This is a genomic window from Sphingomonas citri (genome assembly GCF_019429485.1).
Taxonomy (GTDB): domain Bacteria; phylum Pseudomonadota; class Alphaproteobacteria; order Sphingomonadales; family Sphingomonadaceae; genus Sphingomonas; species Sphingomonas citri.
Window position 1 is genome coordinate 116,894 of the sequence record NZ_JAHXZN010000008.1, and the last position, 19,435, is coordinate 136,328.

The 19,435-nt window shown below is 66.6% G+C and carries 16 protein-coding genes and 1 pseudogene; 7 read left to right on the forward strand and 10 right to left on the reverse strand.

Annotated elements, in window-relative coordinates:
- Window positions 1-49: 49 nt before the first annotated feature.
- Entirely contained in the window at window positions 50-1,624 is a 1,575-nt protein-coding gene (locus tag KZ820_RS17695; RefSeq protein WP_219750148.1) for a glycosyl hydrolase family 28-related protein, read from the forward strand.
- Window positions 1,625-1,663: 39 nt separating this feature from the next.
- Here the strand turns inward: KZ820_RS17695 and KZ820_RS17700 are convergent, their stop codons facing one another.
- Entirely contained in the window at window positions 1,664-2,971 is a 1,308-nt protein-coding gene (locus KZ820_RS17700; RefSeq protein WP_219750150.1) for a hypothetical protein, read from the reverse strand.
- A 167-nt stretch (window positions 2,972-3,138) separates the two neighbouring features.
- Here KZ820_RS17700 and KZ820_RS17705 point away from each other — a divergent pair, with 167 nt between their 5' ends.
- From KZ820_RS17705 to rfbA, 5 genes are read left to right on the forward strand one after another with little or no spacing between them, the layout of a single operon-like run.
- Window positions 3,139-4,239, forward strand: coding sequence for a DUF1972 domain-containing protein (locus KZ820_RS17705; RefSeq protein WP_219750152.1), 1,101 nt, complete (start codon window positions 3,139-3,141; stop codon window positions 4,237-4,239).
- A 57-nt stretch (window positions 4,240-4,296) separates the two neighbouring features.
- Window positions 4,297-4,863: a dTDP-4-dehydrorhamnose 3,5-epimerase gene (gene rfbC / locus KZ820_RS17710; protein WP_219750154.1), complete on the forward strand. Its 567-nt coding sequence runs from the start codon at window positions 4,297-4,299 to the stop codon at window positions 4,861-4,863.
- 10 nt (window positions 4,864-4,873) lie between these two features.
- A complete protein-coding gene (gene rfbB, locus KZ820_RS17715; protein WP_219750156.1) occupies window positions 4,874-5,923 on the forward strand; it encodes a dTDP-glucose 4,6-dehydratase in 1,050 nt (349 codons plus the stop codon).
- The gene (gene rfbD / locus KZ820_RS17720) at window positions 5,920-6,810 is read left to right on the forward strand and encodes a dTDP-4-dehydrorhamnose reductase (protein ID WP_308462272.1); all 891 of its coding nucleotides are present in this window, start codon (window positions 5,920-5,922) and stop codon (window positions 6,808-6,810) included. The genes rfbB and rfbD overlap by 4 nt, the downstream gene beginning before the upstream one ends.
- Entirely contained in the window at window positions 6,807-7,691 is an 885-nt protein-coding gene (gene rfbA, locus KZ820_RS17725; RefSeq protein ID WP_219750160.1) for a glucose-1-phosphate thymidylyltransferase RfbA, read from the forward strand. Before rfbD ends, rfbA begins: the two co-directional genes overlap by 4 nt.
- On the opposite strand, the gene KZ820_RS17730 is transcribed toward rfbA, so the two are convergent.
- Window positions 7,688-8,869: a DUF8462 domain-containing protein gene (locus tag KZ820_RS17730; protein ID WP_219750162.1), complete on the reverse strand. Its 1,182-nt coding sequence runs from the start codon at window positions 8,867-8,869 to the stop codon at window positions 7,688-7,690. The two genes, rfbA and KZ820_RS17730, sit on opposite strands and share 4 nt — an antisense overlap.
- Window positions 8,870-9,970: 1,101 nt before the next feature.
- Here KZ820_RS17730 and KZ820_RS17735 point away from each other — a divergent pair.
- A pseudogene (locus KZ820_RS17735) lies at window positions 9,971-11,006 on the forward strand (IS110 family RNA-guided transposase).
- 1,274 nt (window positions 11,007-12,280) lie between these two features.
- Here the strand turns inward: KZ820_RS17735 and KZ820_RS17740 are convergent.
- From KZ820_RS17740 to KZ820_RS17775, 8 genes are all read right to left on the reverse strand, one after another.
- Window positions 12,281-12,622, reverse strand: coding sequence for a hypothetical protein (locus tag KZ820_RS17740; RefSeq protein WP_219750164.1), 342 nt, complete (start codon window positions 12,620-12,622; stop codon window positions 12,281-12,283).
- Window positions 12,619-13,299, reverse strand: a complete 681-nt coding sequence (locus tag KZ820_RS17745; protein ID WP_219750166.1) for an AAA family ATPase — start codon at window positions 13,297-13,299, stop codon at window positions 12,619-12,621. The genes KZ820_RS17740 and KZ820_RS17745 overlap by 4 nt, the downstream gene beginning before the upstream one ends.
- Before the next feature lie 460 nt (window positions 13,300-13,759).
- Window positions 13,760-14,332: a hypothetical protein gene (locus tag KZ820_RS17750; protein ID WP_219750168.1), complete on the reverse strand. Its 573-nt coding sequence runs from the start codon at window positions 14,330-14,332 to the stop codon at window positions 13,760-13,762.
- A 1,974-nt stretch (window positions 14,333-16,306) separates the two neighbouring features.
- Complete coding sequence (locus KZ820_RS17755) at window positions 16,307-17,155, reverse strand: CsgG/HfaB family protein (protein ID WP_219750170.1); 849 nt, start codon at window positions 17,153-17,155, stop codon at window positions 16,307-16,309.
- A gap of 16 nt (window positions 17,156-17,171) precedes the next feature.
- Window positions 17,172-17,942, reverse strand: coding sequence for a hypothetical protein (locus KZ820_RS17760; RefSeq protein ID WP_219750172.1), 771 nt, complete (start codon window positions 17,940-17,942; stop codon window positions 17,172-17,174).
- Window positions 17,943-18,024: 82 nt separating this feature from the next.
- Window positions 18,025-18,216: a hypothetical protein gene (locus KZ820_RS17765; protein WP_219750174.1), complete on the reverse strand. Its 192-nt coding sequence runs from the start codon at window positions 18,214-18,216 to the stop codon at window positions 18,025-18,027.
- On the reverse strand, window positions 18,213-18,716 hold the full coding sequence (locus tag KZ820_RS17770) for a DUF2726 domain-containing protein (protein WP_219750176.1): 504 nt from the start codon (window positions 18,714-18,716) through the stop codon (window positions 18,213-18,215). Before KZ820_RS17770 ends, KZ820_RS17765 begins: the two co-directional genes overlap by 4 nt.
- Window positions 18,701-19,435 carry a type IV secretion system DNA-binding domain-containing protein gene (locus tag KZ820_RS17775; RefSeq protein ID WP_219750178.1) on the reverse strand — a complete coding sequence of 245 codons (735 nt, stop codon included), beginning with the start codon at window positions 19,433-19,435 and terminating at the stop codon, window positions 18,701-18,703. Before KZ820_RS17775 ends, KZ820_RS17770 begins: the two co-directional genes overlap by 16 nt.

The following is a 19,435-nucleotide window of genomic DNA, read 5'->3' on the forward strand; positions in this document are numbered from 1 at the left end:
ACCCGCCGCGCCGACGCTCTCCTCGGCGGCGCTCGGTCCGGCAACGCCGATGGGTCATAGCGGCCGCGACATTGCCTCGGTGCGCGAGTTCGGCGCCATCGGGGACGGTGTGACCGACGACAGCGCGGCGTTTCGCCGCGCCCTCGCCGCCACGCGCTACCTGTTCGTCCCGCCCGGTCGTTACCGCTTGGGCAGCGCGGTGAAGCTCGGGAGCGGACAGCGTATCGTCGGCACCGGCAAGTCGGCGTGGGAACCCTACGATGAGGCCGCCTTTCCGACTGTCGTGCGCTCCGAGATACTGGTCGACGGGACGCTCGCCTTCGACGCGACTGGCAGCAACAGCAGCACCATCGAGGGCATCGCGATCAAGGCGATCGGCGGCCGCCAATCGCGCTGGGGCTGGCCCGCGGGACAGCAGAAGGGCGCGGTCGGCGTCGATATCACCGGGTCCTCGCAATTCGAGGCGCGCGACGTCTCCTTTCATGGCCTGGACGTCGCGATCGACGCGAATCAGCGCGCCGGTTCCCCCGACACCCAGATGCCGAGCATTAGCGACTGGTCCGCGAGCGATTGTCGCCGCGTCTTTCGCTTCGGCACGCCCACCTCAAAGGTCTACACCGTCCGTGACGCGCGTATCGGCGAGGCGATCGTTTCGATCCACTGTGATGGCGTGGTCGAGGCGCACCGATGCGACGGGTTGCGGCTCGAGAACCTGCGCCTGTTCCACGGGAGCGGCACGCCCATCTATATGCGCGAGACGACGTTCATCACGCTGAACGCCGTGACCGTCTTCGAGAGCGGCGGCGACCAGATCGTCCTGGAGGATTGCTCCAATGTCTCCGCCGCAGGGCTATTACTCGCCCGCGCCGGCGCCTTCCGCGGCGAACCGCCCTATCCGCAGCACGTCGCACTGACGCTGAATCGCTGTCGCGACGTGCATCTCTCCACCGAGATCCAAGAGCCGAGCGGCGGCGCCATCGCGGTGAACGGGTGCAGCAACGTCGATCTCGCCTGCGCCGTCGGCGTGCCCTTCTGGCGCACGGGCAATCAGAACCTGCTGTCGGGTGCGGCGACGATCCGGGACAGCATCGCAGTCCACGTCCAGGGCTCCTTCGGCGGCCTCGGCCGTGATTATTGGGTGTCCGTGTGGGCCGATGCCGCAAGTGCGCAGACCCTCTCCGGCTCCGTCGCCAGCGATCGCTCGATCGGCGTCTTCCGCGCCGCCGCGCTGCAGCAGCAGGGCGGTTACATCTTTCGCTTGCCCGACGCGGTCGCGTTAGCGCCGCGACAGACGCGCCGCTTCCGCACGCTCCGGCTGTTCGTGCCGGCCGGCAGGGTCGCGAAGGCGCGCTCGATCGAGATTGCCTCTTACCCGATCGAGCTGGCCGCGGCGCCGGTCAACGCGCGGCAGATGGTGATCTGCACCGCCGCCGCGGACGTGCTGGGCGAGGGTCCCGCGCGGGCCGTGCTCGGCACGGTTACCGAGCAGGACCATGTGCTCTATGACAATCGCGAGGGCGTGGCGGGCTGGTACTCGGTCGATTTGGCGCTGCGCAATCCGACCGACCGCGCAGTCGAGGTGCCGGCCGACACGGTCATCGCGCTTTCGACGGTGGTGATCTAGATTCTGTACTCGAGGCGCCAGCGCCGCGCGGCCGAGTCGTCAGGCGGCGGCACGCTCCCAGCGTGCGCCGCACGCGCTCGCGATGTGCGCTGGCAGTTCGGTGAGCGGGAAGGCGACGGCGTCGCCCGCGGCACGCCCGGTGTCGACGAGATAGCCCTCGCCGTTGTGCTCGCCGTTCTTGATCGCGACGAAGGCCACCGCCTCGCGCAGGCCGCTGATGGTCTCGTTGCCGCGACGATAGACGAAGTCGGCGGGAATGTCGGCCGACCAGGTCAGCTCGACGAAGAGGCTGTCGCCGCGATTGTCGACGGTGAACAGCGGTTCACCCTCCTGCGAGGTGATCGAGGATAGCCGCTGCTGCGCCGCCTCTGCCTGCGCGGCGTCGTCACAGAAGACGACGAAGTCGCGCGACATCCGCGGCTCGACCCGCGCGAATGGCACACCGGCCGCGGTCAGGAAGGCGGCGTGTTCGCGCAGCCGCCAGTACATCGTCAGTTGGCCGTGCGGATCCTGGTGCAGTCCCGTCGCGAGCATCAGCCGGTGCTGCGGAAAGGCGCGACGGATCTGGCCGACGATGGCGTCGTACAGGGAATAAACGTCGAGCACTGGATCGGCGTCGGGGCTGACGTACCAGTCGGGATTGCGCAGCCCGCCCTCGTAAACCGCGGAATTAAAAAGGTAGTGATGTTGAATGTGCGCGCCGGCGTTGAGGAACAGCGAGGCGAAGCCGGGCCGGTGCGTCCGCACCTCGCGGACGAACACGTCAGCGAGCAGACGATCCAACAACATTGCCTTGCGCCACGACCGTCCGCGCACGGCCGCGGCGACATCGGCGACATAGCCGCCATAGTTGCCAGGCAACGCGTTGCTGACCAGACCCGTGAGCAGCCGCAGTGCGGTGCTGGGCGTGATCCGCGCGTCGGCGTTGCCGTTCACCGCCGCGGCGACGGGGGGATAGAGGCGCGTCAGCCGTTCCCCCGTGATCTTCGACGTCGTCCAAGGATCAGGCATGAAGAAGGCGGCGTCGGTGCAACGGTTGACCGCGTTCATCGGGCTGATCGCGCCGACGCGGACACCCTGACGCTCGAGCACTTCCCAGATCTGGTCGGGCGAGCGCTCGTCGACGTCGCCCAGGCGGTAGATGCCATGCTCGGCCAGCGTGAGCCCGGTGTGAGCAGTGACCCACTGGATCCATGGCTCCAACTCCTCGTATCGACGCTCGGACGTGGTGCGGCACAGGCCGTGGCGCTCGATCAGCCCGGCCAGCACCGAGAGCTGCCCCCTCGCGGCGTAGCGCTGGACCTGCTCGAAATTGATCTCGTTGAGTTCCAGGAGGAGAACGCTCATGCCGTCCGCTTAGCCGAATCGCCCCGCCAGCTCAATCGCGATACGCCGGCCTCTTGGCGCCGACGGGCGTGGCCGATAGGGAGCGTCGCGAGCGCGCAAACTGGCCGCGCTGACCCGCCGGTGCGTCACATCAACGACGTCTCGGGCGATCGGAGGCAAATGACACGATGGTTGGTAAACGCGTGACGCCGCGGGTGGCGATCGTCGGCACGGTCGGCTTGCCCGCTGCATATAGCGGCTTCGAAACCTTGGCAGAGCATCTCGTTAGGTACAACGAGCGCGAGGGGTCGCCGCTCGCGCTCACGGTCTATTGCAGCGCCCGTCACTTCGCCGAGCGGCCGCCGGTCTATCACGGTGCCGCGATGCGCTACGTCAACCTGGACGCTAACAACGCGTCCAGCCTGATCTACGACGCGGTGAGCATGGCGGCGGCACTCCGCGAAGGCGTCGACACGATCCTGCTGCTGGGCGTTTCCGGTGCGTGGGCGGTACCGTTTGTGCGCCTTCTTACCCGCGCACGAGTGGTGACCAACATAGACGGAATCGAGTGGAAGCGCGAGAAGTGGCGGGGCGCGGCCAAGTTGATCCTGCACGCCTCGGAGTGGATCGCGGCGCGTTTCTCCCACGCCGTGATCGCCGACAACGGCGCGATCGTCGAGCACGTGCGGCAGTCCTACGGTCGAGACAGCGTGTTGATCGCTTACGGGGGTGATCACGCGTTGGCGCCCGCCCCGGCCCCTTATCCGGGGCTGCCCGAGCATTACGCGCTGGCGCTGTGCCGGATCGAGCCCGAGAACAATGTCAGCATGATCCTCGAGGCATTCGCCACCGATCCCGCCCTCCCGCTGGTCTTCATCGGGAACTGGGATCGCAGCGCGTTCGGCCGCGAACTCAAGCAGCGCTACGCCGCGTCCCCCCATATACGCATCGTCGACCCGGTCTATGACCTGGCGACGTTGCACACGATCCGCGCCGGCAGCTCGTTATACGTCCACGGCCACTCCGCCGGAGGCACCAATCCCTCGCTCGTCGAGATGATGCACTTCGGTCGGCCCATCCTGGCTTTCGACTGTGTATTCAACCGTCAATCGACCGAGGATGCCGCGTTATTCTTCAATGACGCCGGGTCGCTGCAGCACCTGGTAGCGGCGACCGTCGCCATCGGCGGCGCCGAGCAGGGGCAACGCATGGCCGCGATCGCGCGCGCTCGCTACACCTGGAGCCAGATAGGAGCGGCCTATGTGCGGCTGCTCACCGATCGTGGGTGAGTGAGGCAAAACGAAGCTTATGGACGCGTCGCAGCTCCCCGGTTACCAGCTCCCCTTATGAGTGACGCGCCCGTCCGCCTCCTTCCGCCGCGCCGCTTCGGCGACGCGCGCGGCTGGTTCACCGAGACCTACAATCGCGACACCTTCGCCGCGCTCGGCATCGGCTGCACCTTCGTGCAGGACAATCACTCGCTCTCCGTGCCGGCCTATACCCTGCGCGGGCTGCACTTCCAGACGCCGCCGCGGGCGCAGGACAAGCTGGTGCGCTGCGTGCGCGGGCGCATCTTCGACGTGGCGGTCGACCTGCGCCGCGGCTCGCCGAGCTACGGCCAGTGGGTCGGCGCCGAGCTCAGCGCGGCCAACGGCGACCAGCTCTTCATCCCGGTCGGCTTCGCGCACGGCTTCGTCACGCTCGAGCCCGAGTGCGAGGTTGTCTACAAATGCTCGGACACCTACGCGCCCGAGCAGGACGGCGGCATCGCTTGGGACAGCGCCGGCATCGACTGGCCGATCCCCGCCGGGATCGTCCCCGAGCTGAGCGCCAAGGATCGGGCGCAGCCGACGCTCGCCGCCTTCGACAGCCCCTTCGACTATGACGGCCGTCCGCTGACGCCGCTCGCCTGAGGACCGTTCCATGCGCATCTTCGTCACCGGCGGCGCCGGCTTCATCGGCTCGGCGCTGGTCCGCCATCTGATCGACGACACCGAGCACAAGGTGCTCAACTTCGACAAGCTCACCTACGCCGGCACGCTGTCGACGATCGAGCGCGTCGCCGGCTCGAACCGCTATCGCTTCGTCCAGGGCGACATCTGCGACGCGGCGGCGGTGCGCGCCGCGATCGCCGAGTTCCGCCCCGAGGTGATCACCCATCTCGCCGCCGAGAGCCACGTCGACCGCTCGATCGACGGCCCGGGCGCGTTCGTCCAGACCAACGTGGTCGGCACCTACACTATGCTGGCGGAGGCGCGCGCGCATTGGCTTGCGCTGGACGAGGCGGCGCGCACCGCCTTCCGCTTCCACCATATCTCGACCGACGAGGTCTACGGCTCGCTTGGCGCCGAGGGGCTGTTTACCGAGGACACGCCCTATGACCCGCGCTCGCCCTATTCGGCGAGCAAGGCGGCGTCGGACCATCTCGTCAGCGCCTGGGGGCATACCTATGGCCTGCCCGTGCTGATCACCAACTGCTCGAACAATTACGGACCCTATCACTTCCCGGAGAAGCTGATCCCGCTGATGATCGTCAAGGCGCTCGGCGGCGAGCCGCTGCCGGTCTATGGCGCGGGCGACCAGGTGCGCGACTGGCTCTACGTCGAGGATCACGTGCGCGCGCTGCGCGCGGTGTTCGAGCGCGGGCAGGTCGGCCGCACCTACAATGTCGGCGGCCACAACGAGAAGCAGAACATCGAGGTGGTGCGGACCGTCTGCGCGATCCTCGACCGGCTGCGCCCGCGCGCCGACGGCGCCAGCTATGCCGCGCAGATCACCTCGGTGGCGGATCGCCCCGGCCACGACAAGCGCTACGCGATCGACGCGACGCGGATCGGCGACGAGCTCGGCTGGCAGCCGCGTGAGACGTTCGAGAGCGGCATCGAGAAGACCGTCCGCTGGTATCTCGACAACGAGGCCTGGTGGCGCCCGCTCGTCGCGACGAAGGCGGCCGAGCGGCGCGGCGCGGCGTGACGCGCGCGGTCCTCGTCACCGGCGCGGCCGGCCAGCTCGGCGAGGCGCTGCGCCGGGCGGCCTGGCCGGAGGGCTTCGCCGCGGTGGCGCTCGACCGCGCCGCGCTCGATCTCGCCGACCTCAACGCGATCGCGGGCGCGGTAGCCGGGCGACGCTGGGCGGCGGTGATCAACGCCGCGGCCTATACCGCGGTGGACAAGGCCGAGAGCGACCAGGTCGCCGCCTGGCAGGTCAACGCGCTCGCCCCCGCCGCGCTCGCCGCCGCCTGCGCGAGTGCCGCGGTGCCGCTGGTGCAGGTGTCGACCGATTACATCTTCCCCGGCGACCGCGACGGCGCCTGGGAGGTGGACGACGCGGCCGCCCCGCTCGGCGTCTACGGCGCGTCCAAGCTCGGCGGTGAGCTGGCGGTGCGCACCAGCGGCGCGCGCCACGTTATCGTCCGCACCGCCTGGGTGATGTCGGCGCGCGGGCACAATTTTGTCCGGACGATGCTGCGGCTCGCGGCCGAGCGCGACACGCTGCGCGTCGTCGCCGACCAGCGCGGCAGCCCGACCGCCGCGGCCGACCTCGCCGCGGCGCTGGTGCGGATCGCGGTGCGGCTTGCCGACGACGCGACGGCGCCGACCGGGACCTTCCACTTCAGCAACGCCGGCGCGACCAGCTGGGCGGGCTTCGCCGAGGAAATCTTCCGCCAGTCGGCGCGGCGCGGCGGGCCCAGCGCGGCGGTGACGCCGATCGCCACCTCCGATTATCCCACGCCCGCGCGCCGTCCCGCCAACTCGCTGCTCGGCCTCGGCGCGATCGGCGCGGCCTATGGCATCCACCCGCGTCGCTGGGAGGCGGCGCTGGGCGACATCCTCGACGAACTGATCGGAGCACCGAAGTGAAAGGCATCATCCTCGCCGGCGGGTCGGGCACGCGGCTCCACCCGGCGACGCTCGCGGTCAACAAGCAGCTGCTGCCGGTCTATGACAAGCCGATGATCTATTACCCGCTGTCGGTGCTGATGCTGGCGGGTATCCGCGACATCCTGATCATCTCCAGCCCCGAGTACCTCGGCAACTACCAGCGGCTGTTCGGCGACGGTGCGGCGCTGGGGCTGCGCATCGCTTACGCCGAGCAGCCGCGACCCGAGGGGCTGGCGCAGGCCTTCACCATCGGCGCCGACTTCATCGGCGACGACGCCGTCGCGCTGGTGCTCGGCGACAACATCTTCTTCGGCGCGCATCTCACCGAGCTGCTCGCGCGCGCGGTGGCGCGGCCGCACGGCGCCACCGTCTTCAGCTACCGCGTCGAGGATCCCGAGCGCTACGGCGTGGTCGAGCTCGGCGCGGACGCGCGCGCCATCAGCCTAGAGGAGAAGCCCGCCGTGCCGAAGTCGAATTGCGCGGTGACCGGGCTCTACTTCTACGACAACCGCGTCGTCGGCTATGCCCGCGACCTCGAACCCTCGGCGCGCGGCGAGCTGGAGATCACCGATCTCAACCGGCTGTACATGGAGGCGGGCGAGCTCCACGTCGAGCAGATGGGGCGCGGCTACGCCTGGCTCGACACCGGCACGCACGACAGCCTGCTCGAGGCGTCGGAGTTCGTCCGCACGCTCCAGCACCGCCAGGGCATCCAGATCGCCTGTCTCGAGGAGATCGCGTTCGAGATGGGCTTCATCTCCGCCGACCAGGCGCGCGCCGCGGGCGAACGCTTCGCCAAGACGGCGTACGGGCGCGCGATCCTCCGGGCGGTCGACGCCGCGCCGAACGCTACCGTCTAACCCCCTTCCCCCGGCATTACGCGGCGCATGAACTGATCGAACAGCGGCACCGTGAAGGCGGTGTCGCCGTGCGCCGGACTGTAGAGCATGCCCTTGGCGATCAGGCTGTTGCGGGTCGGCGCCACCGAGGAGACCTTGACCCCGAGCGCCTCCGCCACGTCGCCCGAGCGGTGCGGCCCCGGCCCCAGGGTCGCCATCGCGCGCAGGTAGCGTTTCTCCGCCGGGGTGAGCCGGTCGAAGCGGACGCGGAAGAAGCTGGCATCCAGCTCGGCCAGCGCCGCCGCGCGCGCCGCGGCGACGTCGGCCGCGGTGATCGGAGACGCCTCGGCCGCGTCCCAGCTGTGCTTGCCCCATTCCTGCAGGAAATAGGGATAGCCCTGCGTGTCGGCGACGATCGCGGCTACCGCCTCGAGCCGGATCGTCTCCTCCTCGCGCTCGATCGGCAGCCGGATCGCGTCGGCCGCGGCCGTGCCGTCGAGCGGGCCGAGCGCGACGAACTCGAACAAGCGCTCGGCATAGGATTTGGCGCGCCCCATCTGACCAAGCAGCTGCGGCAGCCCCGCCCCCACCAGCGTCACCGGCAGGCGCTTCTGGTTGGCGCGGTGAAGCGCGCTGATCAGCGCGGCGAGCTGGTCCTCGGCGACATATTGCAGCTCATCGACGATCAGCACCAAAGCGCTGTCGCGCTCGCGGGCCGCCTCGCCCACCGCCACCACCAGGTCGGCAAGGTCGAGATCGAGGTCGCCCGAATCGGCCAGGCCGGGCTCGGGTTCGAGATCGAGCGCGACCTCGAAGTCGCTGTACTTCACCTTGAGCTTGGCGAAGCCGGCGAGCGCGCGCAGCGCGCGCCGCACCCCCTCCCCTGCCCGGGCACCGCGATCGAGCCGCAGCAGCCCCGCGCGCAGCGACGGCGCCAGCAGCGCGGGGAGCGAGCGCTGCTCGGGCGCCTCGATCGTCACCGCCAGCATGCGCTCGGCCTCGACCGCGTCGCGCACCGCACCGAGCAGCACCGTCTTGCCGACGCCGCGTAGCCCGTAGAAGATCGTCGAGCGCGCCGGCCGCCCGGCGCGGATGCGGTCGAGCGCGACGAGGCTGCGCTCGAGCAGCGGCTCGCGCCCGGCGAGCTCGGGCGGCGGCGTGCCGGCGCCGGGGGCGAAGGGATTGCGACGCGGGTCCATAGCGATGTTATGGCGAATTAGCGTAATCTCGTAAACCCGGGTAAGCTTGCTTGAGGTGGCTTTGGCGCTGGCAATCCACCTAGCCTAATCCTTCCCCTAACGTTGGAACGTAGATCAAGGTAGATTTCTCGTGTGCACTCTGATTGATTGCTGAGCAGAGTTCATTAGCGTTGTGCGACGCGTTGGCGACAAACGCCTGCGAGCCGACGCATAACCGAGCCCTTCTACGGACAACGTGCGTTCCCGAAGTATCGACCAGCCTCGCCGCACTGATGCTGGAGCTGGGGCAGAGGCGTCATTAGATTGGCATCCACGGTACTAAGCGATCCAAGCCCGGCAAAGCGCGCTTAGATTGAGCCTGACTATCGATACATCGGGAACGGATCCGTGTACCCCCGGTCGGCCCTTGGCGAAAAGGAGAGGCCGTTGGCACGCAAGGTAGACGACGGCGTGTGCGGCACACACTCCCCAGCGCCCTCTCTCAATCGTGCGTCGCGAAACCCATCTAAGTTGCACTAAATAACTAATCATAGGGCGCTACATTAGGAGATAGAAAAGACCATCTAGGTTGCTACTACGCGCCGAAAGCTTCGCCGCTCGGCATGCTGCTTCGCAGCACCGCCGTTCGTTCATCCGCAACGTCACGGCACGACTGCCATCTCGGCTTTCAAGGCGAAGGGTTTCATGTGCGCGTAGATCCTGACAGATCTGTAAACCTAAAGCCACCGTAGTGGATTAGGCTCGCGCCGTCTGTCTCCAAGAAGGTCTACCAAGTGCTTATAACTCGATTAGCACATTTATGTTATAGACGATTGCGGTATCTCACAGATTTGCCGCAAAATGCGCGCTCGCTCCGAAACGACAGCTTGATCTTGTGTGCGCGGGTTTGAACACTATTCTCTCCTGCACGCTTGAAGAACGGCCTTTCTACGTAAATCCGCCTCAAAGCGGAAGGGCGTAATCCATTTTCGGCAGGCGCTCAAGCCCACTCCCCTGCCTGCTGAACGAATGGCCGGCTTCGTTGATTGTACGCCCGAAAGCGTTGGGGTGGACGCCCCCTGACGGCATCGATGTGCCAGAAGTGGAGGTGTTGAAGCACCACTGCAGGAGGCGTCCGAGAGTGAGGTTAGCACAGTCGGCATCGATCTGGCGAAGTCGGTTTCAGGTCCACGGCGCGGATGCGAGCGGCGGGGTCGTGTTCCGCAAGAAACTACGACGAGATCAGGTACTGCCGTTCTTCTCGGGCTTGCCGCGGTGCGTGGTGGCTACGGAGGCGTGCGCGAGTGCGCATTACTGGGCGCGTGAGCTCGCTGCGATTGGGCACGACACTAGGCTGATTCCGCCGGCGTACGTGAAGCCGTTCGTCAAGCGGCAGAAGAACGACATGGCCGATGCGGAGGCGATCTGTGAGGCCGCGCAGCGACCGACGACGCGGTTTGTTCAAGGTAAGAGCGCTGAAGCACAGGCTTCGGCGGTCGTGTTCCGAACACGCGACCTGCTCGTGCGCCAGCGAACACAGCTGATCAACGCCCTGCGCGGGCACCTCAACGAGTTCGGCTACGTTGTTCGTCAGGGTGTTGGGCACGTTGGCAAGCTCGTCGAGATCGTCGCTGACCCGTCGTCCGATGTGCCGGCCGAGGCGCGGCCAGTACTGGCCGTCATCTCGCAGAGCTCGCAGGCACTACAGGCGCAGATCGCCCTTCTCGACCGTGAGATCGCTGGCCGAGCTAAGGCGGATCCGGTGGCGAAGCGGCTGATGACGATCCCCGGTGTCGGCCCTGTGACCGAGACCGCGCTGGTGGCGCTAGCGCCGGCCGCCAGCACCTTCCGCCGGGGACGCGACTTCGCAGCCTAGCTCGGCCTCGTACCGCGCCAGCACTCAAGCGGCGGCAAGGAACGGCTAGGCCGAACGACCAAGATGGGCGAGCGCAGCCTGCGACGGCTGCTGATCCTGGGGGCAAGTTCCGCAACAAAGGTCGCGGCGCGCAAGCCCGATAAGGCCAGTGCGTGGTTAGCCGGCATGCTCGCGCGCAAGCCGCGCATGCTGGTCACCGTCGCGTTCGCGAACAAGATGGCACGGATTGTCTGGGCGCTGATGGCGCACGGCGGTACCTACAGAGCTCCGGCCGCGGCGTGACCGTCGAGGCTTGAGGCGTTAGGGACGCGAGGGAAGGTCAGCAGAGAGGAATGGCGCAACGGTCAGAAGACGGGATCGGGATAACCAGTGCGCTGTCCAAGCGCCTCGAGCGCGCGAAAGCGGTTTGGACCCGATCCGCGATCTCCATTCAGGCCAGCAGCCGTGATGAAGGTTGCATCGACAGGCCGGACACACGGAAGCACTTGAACCCGCGCGCTAAAATCTCTGCAGCACCCCCTTGCATCCAGAGGGGCGTCCACACACGGACGGGCAGCTATCCAACCTCGGTAGGCGCTCAAGCCCCTCCGCTGCCTACTGAACAAACGGCGGGTTTTCTCGGCCGAACGCCCGATAGCGGACGGGCAGTTAACCACCCTCGGCCGGCGCTCGGGCCCCCTCCCCTGCCGCCTGAACGAACGGCCGGTTTTCCCGGCCGACCGTTCGAAAGCGGACCGGCCGCTAACCACCCTCGGCAGGCAATCGCGCCCCCTCCCCTGCCCTCTGAACGAACGGCCGGTTTCCCGGCAGACGCGCCCGATAGCGGACGGGAAGCTCTCCCATTTGGTCCGGCAGTCGAACCCCCTTCCCTGCCGGCTGAACGGCAGGTTTGACCGGAAGAACGCTCCGCAGCAGAGAGGCGGCTATCAACGCCAATAATGGTGTCGGCGGCGCTTATCTAACCGCGCGGCGCTCCGTCGGTGCGACAGCCGAGATGGCAAAGCGGAACAGTCGCCGCGTGCCCAGCACCAGTTACTCATACTCGCCCACCGGAGCCATCGAACTTGCAAGCGCTCGAAGCATATACCTCATGCGCTTCCTAGCCGCCCCGCGCCTGCCACGATCGGCGCTCACGCCTGCGTATAAAATGAGATCCTCTTGATTGGCCTCGAACAGCGAAACCGTCGGAGGGACACCCGCATTCGCGTCCGGTCGAGGGCGACGCCACTGCGAAGCTGACCGACGACAACGCACGGCCCACGCTGACCCGATGCGAGCGCTACCTTGGGCTATGAGGTTCAGGACCAAAAGCAGTACCGCGTGCGCCCGCAGATCAGCGCAGCTGCGAGGGTGCCACCCCCCGTTGCAGCCGGCAGTAGCGGTGAAGAGGCGCTTTCACCGATCCGCCGTCAGGCAGACGATCGCTTCCGGTCTTCGGATATCTCCGCTGTTACCGTTCGATTCGCCCGGCCCGCCACGGGAGAGGCGAGTTGAAAATCAGCTGTCTGCTTCCCCCCTCCCCTGCTCTCCAGAACGCTCCCCTTACTCGCAAACTCCTAGCTACCGTTGTTGCGAGCCGCCTCAGCCTCTTCAGCCAAATCCAGAAGGAGCCTCATCGCCTCACCCTTCTTCATTCGGTGCCGGTACGCGAACTCGTCATAACGGTCGCGATCCTCCGGCGTCGTGCGGATGTGAAAGTTCGCGGTGTAGATGGCAGCTCGAACCGGCGAAGGCACGGCCGTAGGCTTCGATACCGTATCAGCAGGCTCGGACTTGAATCCAAGCCGCTCCCCGCCTTGCTGCGCGGCTGCGCGCTGTTCTGCCGTCGGCACGGGAATGTCATCATCTTCGTCGAGTGCGAAATTTGCGAGTCCGGGGCGAGTGCTGCCTTTAGTCATGCCGGTGCCTTTTCGTTGAGAAGGGTCAACACATCAACGGTGAAAGCTGCCGCGTTAGCACGGGCGGTGGCGAGCGAGCCGACGTCCGTCGCCTTCAGCGTCGCGAGCGTGCCGCCGAAGCTGAACAGCGCGCGAAACGCACCGCGATCCGCCAGTGCGGTGCTGATCACAGGAATGCCAGCCTCTTGCAGGCCGGCAATGATCTGCTTGAGGTCGCGCGGCCATAGGCGTTCGGATGCCTGGGTCTTAGCTAGTACCGCCGCGAACTTGAGCGGTTTATCACGATGTTTCGAAACCTGCTTGACGTTCTTGAAGGCACGAGCTGCTTCGTTGGAGTCGAGCGCCGATCCTTGCATCGGAATCAGCGCGAGATTGGAGACGAGGAGCGCGTTCGTTACTCGGCCGGAGGCTCTGCCCTCCAGGTCGACTATGACGAACTTGGCGCGCCTACGTGCTTCGGTGATCGTGTCGATAATCGTCTCTTCATCGATCTCCTCAACCACCTCGATGTTGTCAGGCTTGCCCTTCAGCGCTGCCCATTTCGACAGCGGAAAGTTCGGGTCGGCGTCCACCAGGATCACCTTCGCGTCTTGCGCTGCGAGCTCTGTGGCAAGAAGCAGTGCGGTCGTAGTCTTACCCACCCCGCCCTTGGGTGACAGCAGCGTGATGACGGGCATTCGAACCTCCAACTTGCACGTTCACGTGGCGATCCGCTGCGTTAAAGCGGTTCTGGCAGTTCCACAAGTCACAGCGGTTCAGGCGGTTCCGCGCGTCACAGCGGTTCTCGCGACCGCAGCGGAGCGCGCGGTTACGGCGGCTCGAGAAGACGGTACGGAGCGCCGCCAAGTGCCTGTCGCGAAGAGCCCCCCCCCTACCCCTGACAAATCGGCTCCTGCAGGCGTTGCTTGCGCGCCCCGCGCACACGGCGCCAGTAGCCTGTGACGTTCTTAGCGGGATCGATGGCCTAGGAGCGGATCGGCCTATCCTCGCCTTACCAACGATCCACGACTGATAGCTTCACTTCCTTATTGGCGCCGCTCAGAAGCTCCGAACCAGTTCCGTCGAGCGCCGGGTCTGCTCGAGACGCGAAAAACCGTTCTCCGCGGCCAAGCCAATGCCCCATTTCTCCTGGGCGCCTCATGCGAGCAGTGTAAGCGCTGTGAGCTCTGTGAGCTTTGTGAGCACCGAGGACGCTGTGAGCGCGGCGAGCGCTGTGAGCTCTGCGAGCGCTGTGAGCCCTGCGAGCGCTGCGAGGGCCGCGGGCGCTGCGAGCGCGGTGAGCGCTGTGAGCGCTGTGAGCGCGGCGGGTGTTGTGACTGCTGTGGGTGCTGCGAGCGTTGCGAGCGCTGTGAGCGCTGTGAGCGCTGTGGGCGCTGTAAGCTCTGCGAGCGCTGTGGGTCCTGTGAGCGCGGTGAGCGCTGCGAGCCCTGTGAGCGCTGTAGGTGCTGTGAGCTCTGTGAGCGCTGTGAGCGCTGTGAGCGCTGTGGGCGCTGTGGGCGCTGTGGGCGCTGTGAGCGCTGTGAGCGCTGTGAGCGCTGTGAGCGCTGTGAGCGCTGTGAGCGCTGCGGCAACAAGTGTGAGAACTGCTTCTTCGCTACAACTCGTCAAAACGCTTATTACGATACGTGATGAATCGTAGTACGAGTAAATTGGTAGCAGCTCTTTTAAACCACAAAGGACCTTCAGTGCCTGCAGCGTGACCCAGCGCACGTCTATCCGGCGCACGCCAACCGACCGAGTCGTGGGGAGGGCGCAAAGCGCCGCGAGCGCACGGAGCGAGCGGCGCGAGCGGAGCGCACCGAGCGAGCAGAGCGATTGGAGCGCACGGAGCGCACGGAACGAGCGGAGCGAGCGGAGCGCACGGAGCGCACGGAGCGAGCAGAGCGCACGGATCGGGTGGAGCGCAGGGGCCGGTTGGACCGCAAGGAGCGGGTGGAGCGCAGGGAGCGGGCGGAGCGCCGAGAGCAGGCGGAGCGCGGGGAGCCGGCGGAGCGCAGGGAGCAGGCGGAGCGCAGGGAGCAGGCGGAGCGCAGGGAGCAGGCGGAGCGCAGGGAGCAGGCGGAGCGCAGAGAACGCGTGGGCAGAAGCGAGCGCATGGCTGGCAGCGACTGCAAGAACCGCAGAGAGCGCGCGAACGCCAGAAAGAACCGCGGCGAGCACACGGAGCGAGGCGGGCGCACAGAGCGCCCCGAGCGCGCGGAGCGTGCGGGCGCTGTGTCCGGGCGAGCGATGGGCCGCGGGGAGCGCGAAGGGGCCCGAGGCTCGCGAGGGCCGGGAAGGGTGCATAATGCGCTAAGAGGGTGAGGAGAGTGGGCAACCTGACGAGCGCGGCGAGCGCAAGGGGTGACCGAATCGCCGGAGATGTGCGGGAAGCGCGCGGGGCGCGCAGAGGCCGCAGTGCGCGCTTTATACACGAAGCACGCGGGGTGATCGCAAAGCGCAAAGCGCAGAGCGCAAAGCGTGCGGAGCGTGCGAAGCTTGCGGAGCGTGCGGAGCGTGCGGAGCGTGCGAAGAGTGCGGAGCGTGCGGAGCGTGCGGAGCGTGCGGAGCGTGCAGAGCGTGCAGAGCGTGCAGAGCGTGCGGAGCGCGCGGACCGTGCGGGCCGTGCGGAGCGTGCGGAGCGTGCGAGGCTTGCGGAGCGTGCGGAGTGTGCGGAGCGTGCGGAGCGTGCGGGGCGTGCGGGGCGTGCGGGGCGTGCGGAGCTTGCGGAGCGTGCGGGGCGTGCGGAGCTTGCGGAGCTTGGAGCGCAGAGTGCGGAGCATCGTTATGGAAGATAAAACATGAGCTTGCGGGGTCAGGACGCGAGATACGCCAAGATGAAGGTGCTTCGACAACCTTGAGTCACTCGCGCCGAACGGGTGGCGGAGGCGATAAGCGTACGACTATGCAACAGTGCTGCACGATTTGCGAGCCACGCTGTCGTGCGATCGGACTTGTCGAGCATCAGAACCTTATCTGCTGTTTGGGAGCGCGGCCGCTGGGCAGGTCGTAGGCGGCCGTGGCCGCGGAACGGCAAAAACGGCGAGGAAGGGCGGGCGGGGCAGGGGGGCGTCCGAGCTTCGCCTCGGCCGCCTACCTTATCGCGCACGAGCGTGCATGCGGCAATGACACCGGAGAAGAGGCTCGCGCCGGGCTACAATCGCGGCAGGGAGACGATGAGGCGGGCGACATCTTCGGCCACCAGGCTTGTCCAACTGAAAAAGCTCGCAACTCCGCTTGCAGGATCGAGATGGCTTCAATGTGCTACCTGGCGGCCAGGACGTAGAAGACCTTCCACAATGCCGTGCGCTGTCGCGATGAGGGCGAGCATGGTAATTCAGGACAGCGTTGCGACGTTCTCCTTGCGTCCGACCGGCCGACCGCTTCGTAGCATGCTGGGTCGCAGAAGAGCATCGAGCGGCCCCGGCACGTGAGATGTTCCCCTCCGATCCTAACCGGCCGATGAGCGACCCTTTGACAGGGGCGATTATCTTTGGCCGTGAAGCCGCGTCGTATGGCGATGGGCGGAGCCGGCCACTCCGGCGCCTTCGACACCGCGCCATCGCACCAGCTGACTGTCGTCGACTGAAATAGATCGTGTTGGCGAGCCTGCGGCTTCATCGCTGCGCCGTTGGTTCGGAGGGGAGGGGAGGGTGGGTCCGGACGGCACATCGACCATCCGTCCTCTCCTCTCCTCCTTTCCCTTCACTGCCTCGGGGCGACAACGGCCGGTGCCGCCGGGCTGCTCGCAGAGATTGACGCGCCTGTGCTCGGCGCGGTTGGGGCAGGGGCTGGCGCTGATGCGGGAGCAATCCGCGACTGCGCCTCCGTTGTCAGTTTCCGGAACGCATCGAGCATCGCAAGCGAGGTGATCTTGCCCATGTCGGTGCTGGTGTAGGTTCCGCCGAGTGCGCCGACGCCGGCGTTATTGAGGAGGCCCCCACCAAGTACGGAGATGTCCTTCTTTCGAGCCGACCCGGTCGCGATCGCCTGCTGAATGCCGGTCTTCACCTCGACCAGTGTCAGCATGGTCTGGCTCGATTTGACCTTCTGCTTGAAGCCGAGGCCGCCGGGGAACATCGACCCGAGCCCACCTCCGCTGCCACCGGAGTCGTTGTCCGAGTAGAGCACCTTCGCCTGGAGCAGGTAGTCGGCCGCCTTGAGCGTCGCCTGGTTGTTCGCTCCGGCAACCGAGCCGCCGGCAGCGAGCTGGCGCTCGCGTTGGAGAGCGTCGAAGCCCTCACCGCGGTCGACCACCTGGAAGCAACCCGACTGCGCTACGAGCAGCTTTAGGAGGGGGAGGGGGTCGACACGCTGGCTTCCCCCATTTTGCGCCTGCGCCATCCGCATCATAGCGGCGAGACCGGGCGGCAGGCCCTCCTCGGGGCCGCCTGCCGCACGTTCCTCAACCAGCGCGATCGTCCCAAGCGAACGGTCGCATCCCGGCACCTCAGTGGTCTCGTCGATGCCGATGCCGCCCTTGCCGGTCTTCTGTGCCAGCGCCGGCGCCGTTGTCAGCGCCAGCAGCGAAATGAGTGCGAGTGTCCTGTGCATTGTACCCTCCCTTGGTTCAATTCAGTGGCTTTGGATCTTTGATGTTGATGCTCGTATGGAGAGTGCCGGCCGGTGATCGATGAAGATCGATCCCGGCGCCGCGCCGGCGGGTGAAGACCATCGGTCGCACGACCGTCTCGTACGTCGTCGACGGCCCAAAATAGCTCGTCGTGCCGTGCCATTTGTCCCCCTCGATGATCTTCATCCGGTAGGTGCCAGGAGGCACGGGGACTGTGACATCATCGTTACGATGAACATAGACCGAGATAACGTGAGCGTCTGTTTCCGGCTTGAAAAGCTGGACGACGGCGTTGGCCTGGTCGGTTGCGACCGTCATCCGCGAGGTCGCACTGCGCGGGTTGACGTCGTTGCTCACGGTGACGGTACCGGTTGCCGGGAACGCGATCTCTGGTGTTCTGTCCGGGAACCAGCCGGCCCGCTTTGCCTCACGATAGGCCGGGATGAGGATGCCGACCGCTGACAGTAGCAGCACCAATCCCTGCAACGGGTGCGGCTTGAAGAGGGGAGGGGGAGGGCGGAAGCGCCCCTTCTGATAGTCGAAGCCGCGGTTCTTGGCTGCGAACCAGGCACCGCCTCCGCTCCCGCTGCTCTTCGTCTTAATCGGCTTACTGATCCAGCTGGCGCTACCGAGCGGCACCGCCTTCTTGTAGCCGGCGCTGGATTGCTCACGCCGTGCCTTCTTGTCGTTCCAGGTCGTCTCGCCTTGGTCGAGGCCCTGACGCTTTCGATAGCGCTCGCGCATGTAGTCACGGTCATCGAGGCCCATCGAGCTGCTCCTCCTGTCGAAGTGCTGCAGGCGCCTGCGGCGGTGGATCGCAGCCAGCTGGTCGGCAAATGCAGCGACCACCTCACCGAAAATAGTCCGCGACCTCACGCTCCTGCTCACACTCGGGCGCCAGCGTGGCAGCGGCGAGGACGAGGTGAGCCGCGGCGACGTTCGATCGCTCCATGATCTTGAAGGCGAGGGTACGATACTCGGCCGCCAGCTCCGCCAGGTCGGCACCGCCTTCAGCGACATCGTTGGCAACAACGCGCGTCACGCGGGCTGACCATCGAGGGTCGGCGAGATCGGAAGGCGGAGGTGGCCTACGATCGCGACGACGTCGTGGTAGTTGGGTTGGACGCGGCCGGGGATGCGGAGCGTCCGGTAACCCGCATGCCCGGTCATCTCGTCACGTACGCGGTCGCGCCCGGCATGGTGACTGCGGTCGTCGACCTCGATCAGAGCGAGGATTGCGCCAGTGGCTCGGTCCTGTGCCACGAAGTCGACGATCTTCTGCGAGAATGCGTTGCGATCGGACAGCTTGCGCTTGCGCAGCGGGTTGGTCGGCACCTGCAGCAACGCGCCCATCGCAACCTGGGCGTGTATGCGGCAGTGGGGCAGGGCACGCTCCAGCGTCGTCAGCATCGCTGTCTCGCGCGGCGTCAGGAAGCGCTTGGCGACCGGTCGCGGCGGACCGAACAGGTTCCCCGCGCCGAGCGCCTTCAAGATCGCGATGACGCATACGATGGCGACAAGGACAGCTATCGACCGGTCCATTGGCCACCTCCGGACATCTGCAGGGCGCGTCTTGCCGCGATGTTCCGGCCGGTCTCGTCCCGCTTTCCCGCGAGATGGACGGTGCGACCAGCAGCTGCCTCAAGCTCGACGATGCACGCGATCGCCGCGGCGATCATGGGATCGCGCCCGCCTGGTCCGCATGCCATGAACAGGATGCTGCCGGGCGCTCCGTCCAACCAGCGCCGAAGCGAGATGCGAGGCCGCTTGCCCTCATACGTGCAAAAGCTGCAGCTCAGGACGAGGTAGGCGAGCACAGAGAAGGACAGGCGATCCGCCTCGTCACCGGATGCAAGCTCGAGGCCTTCAAGCCACGATCTCACCTGATGGGATTGAAGCGATAAAGCCCGCTGCCGCACACCGGCGAGACTGCCGGCCGGCTCGCCGGCTTCGCTGTGCAGGAACTCCTCAACCAGCAGCGCGGTCACCTGATGGAAGAACAGCCCTCCGTTCGGCGACGCCGTGATGGCGTCTGCCGCTCGCGCGAAATCCTGATGCGATAGGTGGTCGGCGAAGAAGTCCCAATTTCCGAGCGCTGGGTCGAGCAGGAGGTCGATCTGCGGATCGGCAATCGTCGACGGCAGATCGTAGCCATTGTCGATGATGACAAGGCGCTCGCCATCGCGCCGCGCCAGCTCGACTAAATCTCGCAGCACTGCTTTCGGGAGGGTGTCTAAAGTGCCTTCAACGATAAGGGTCAT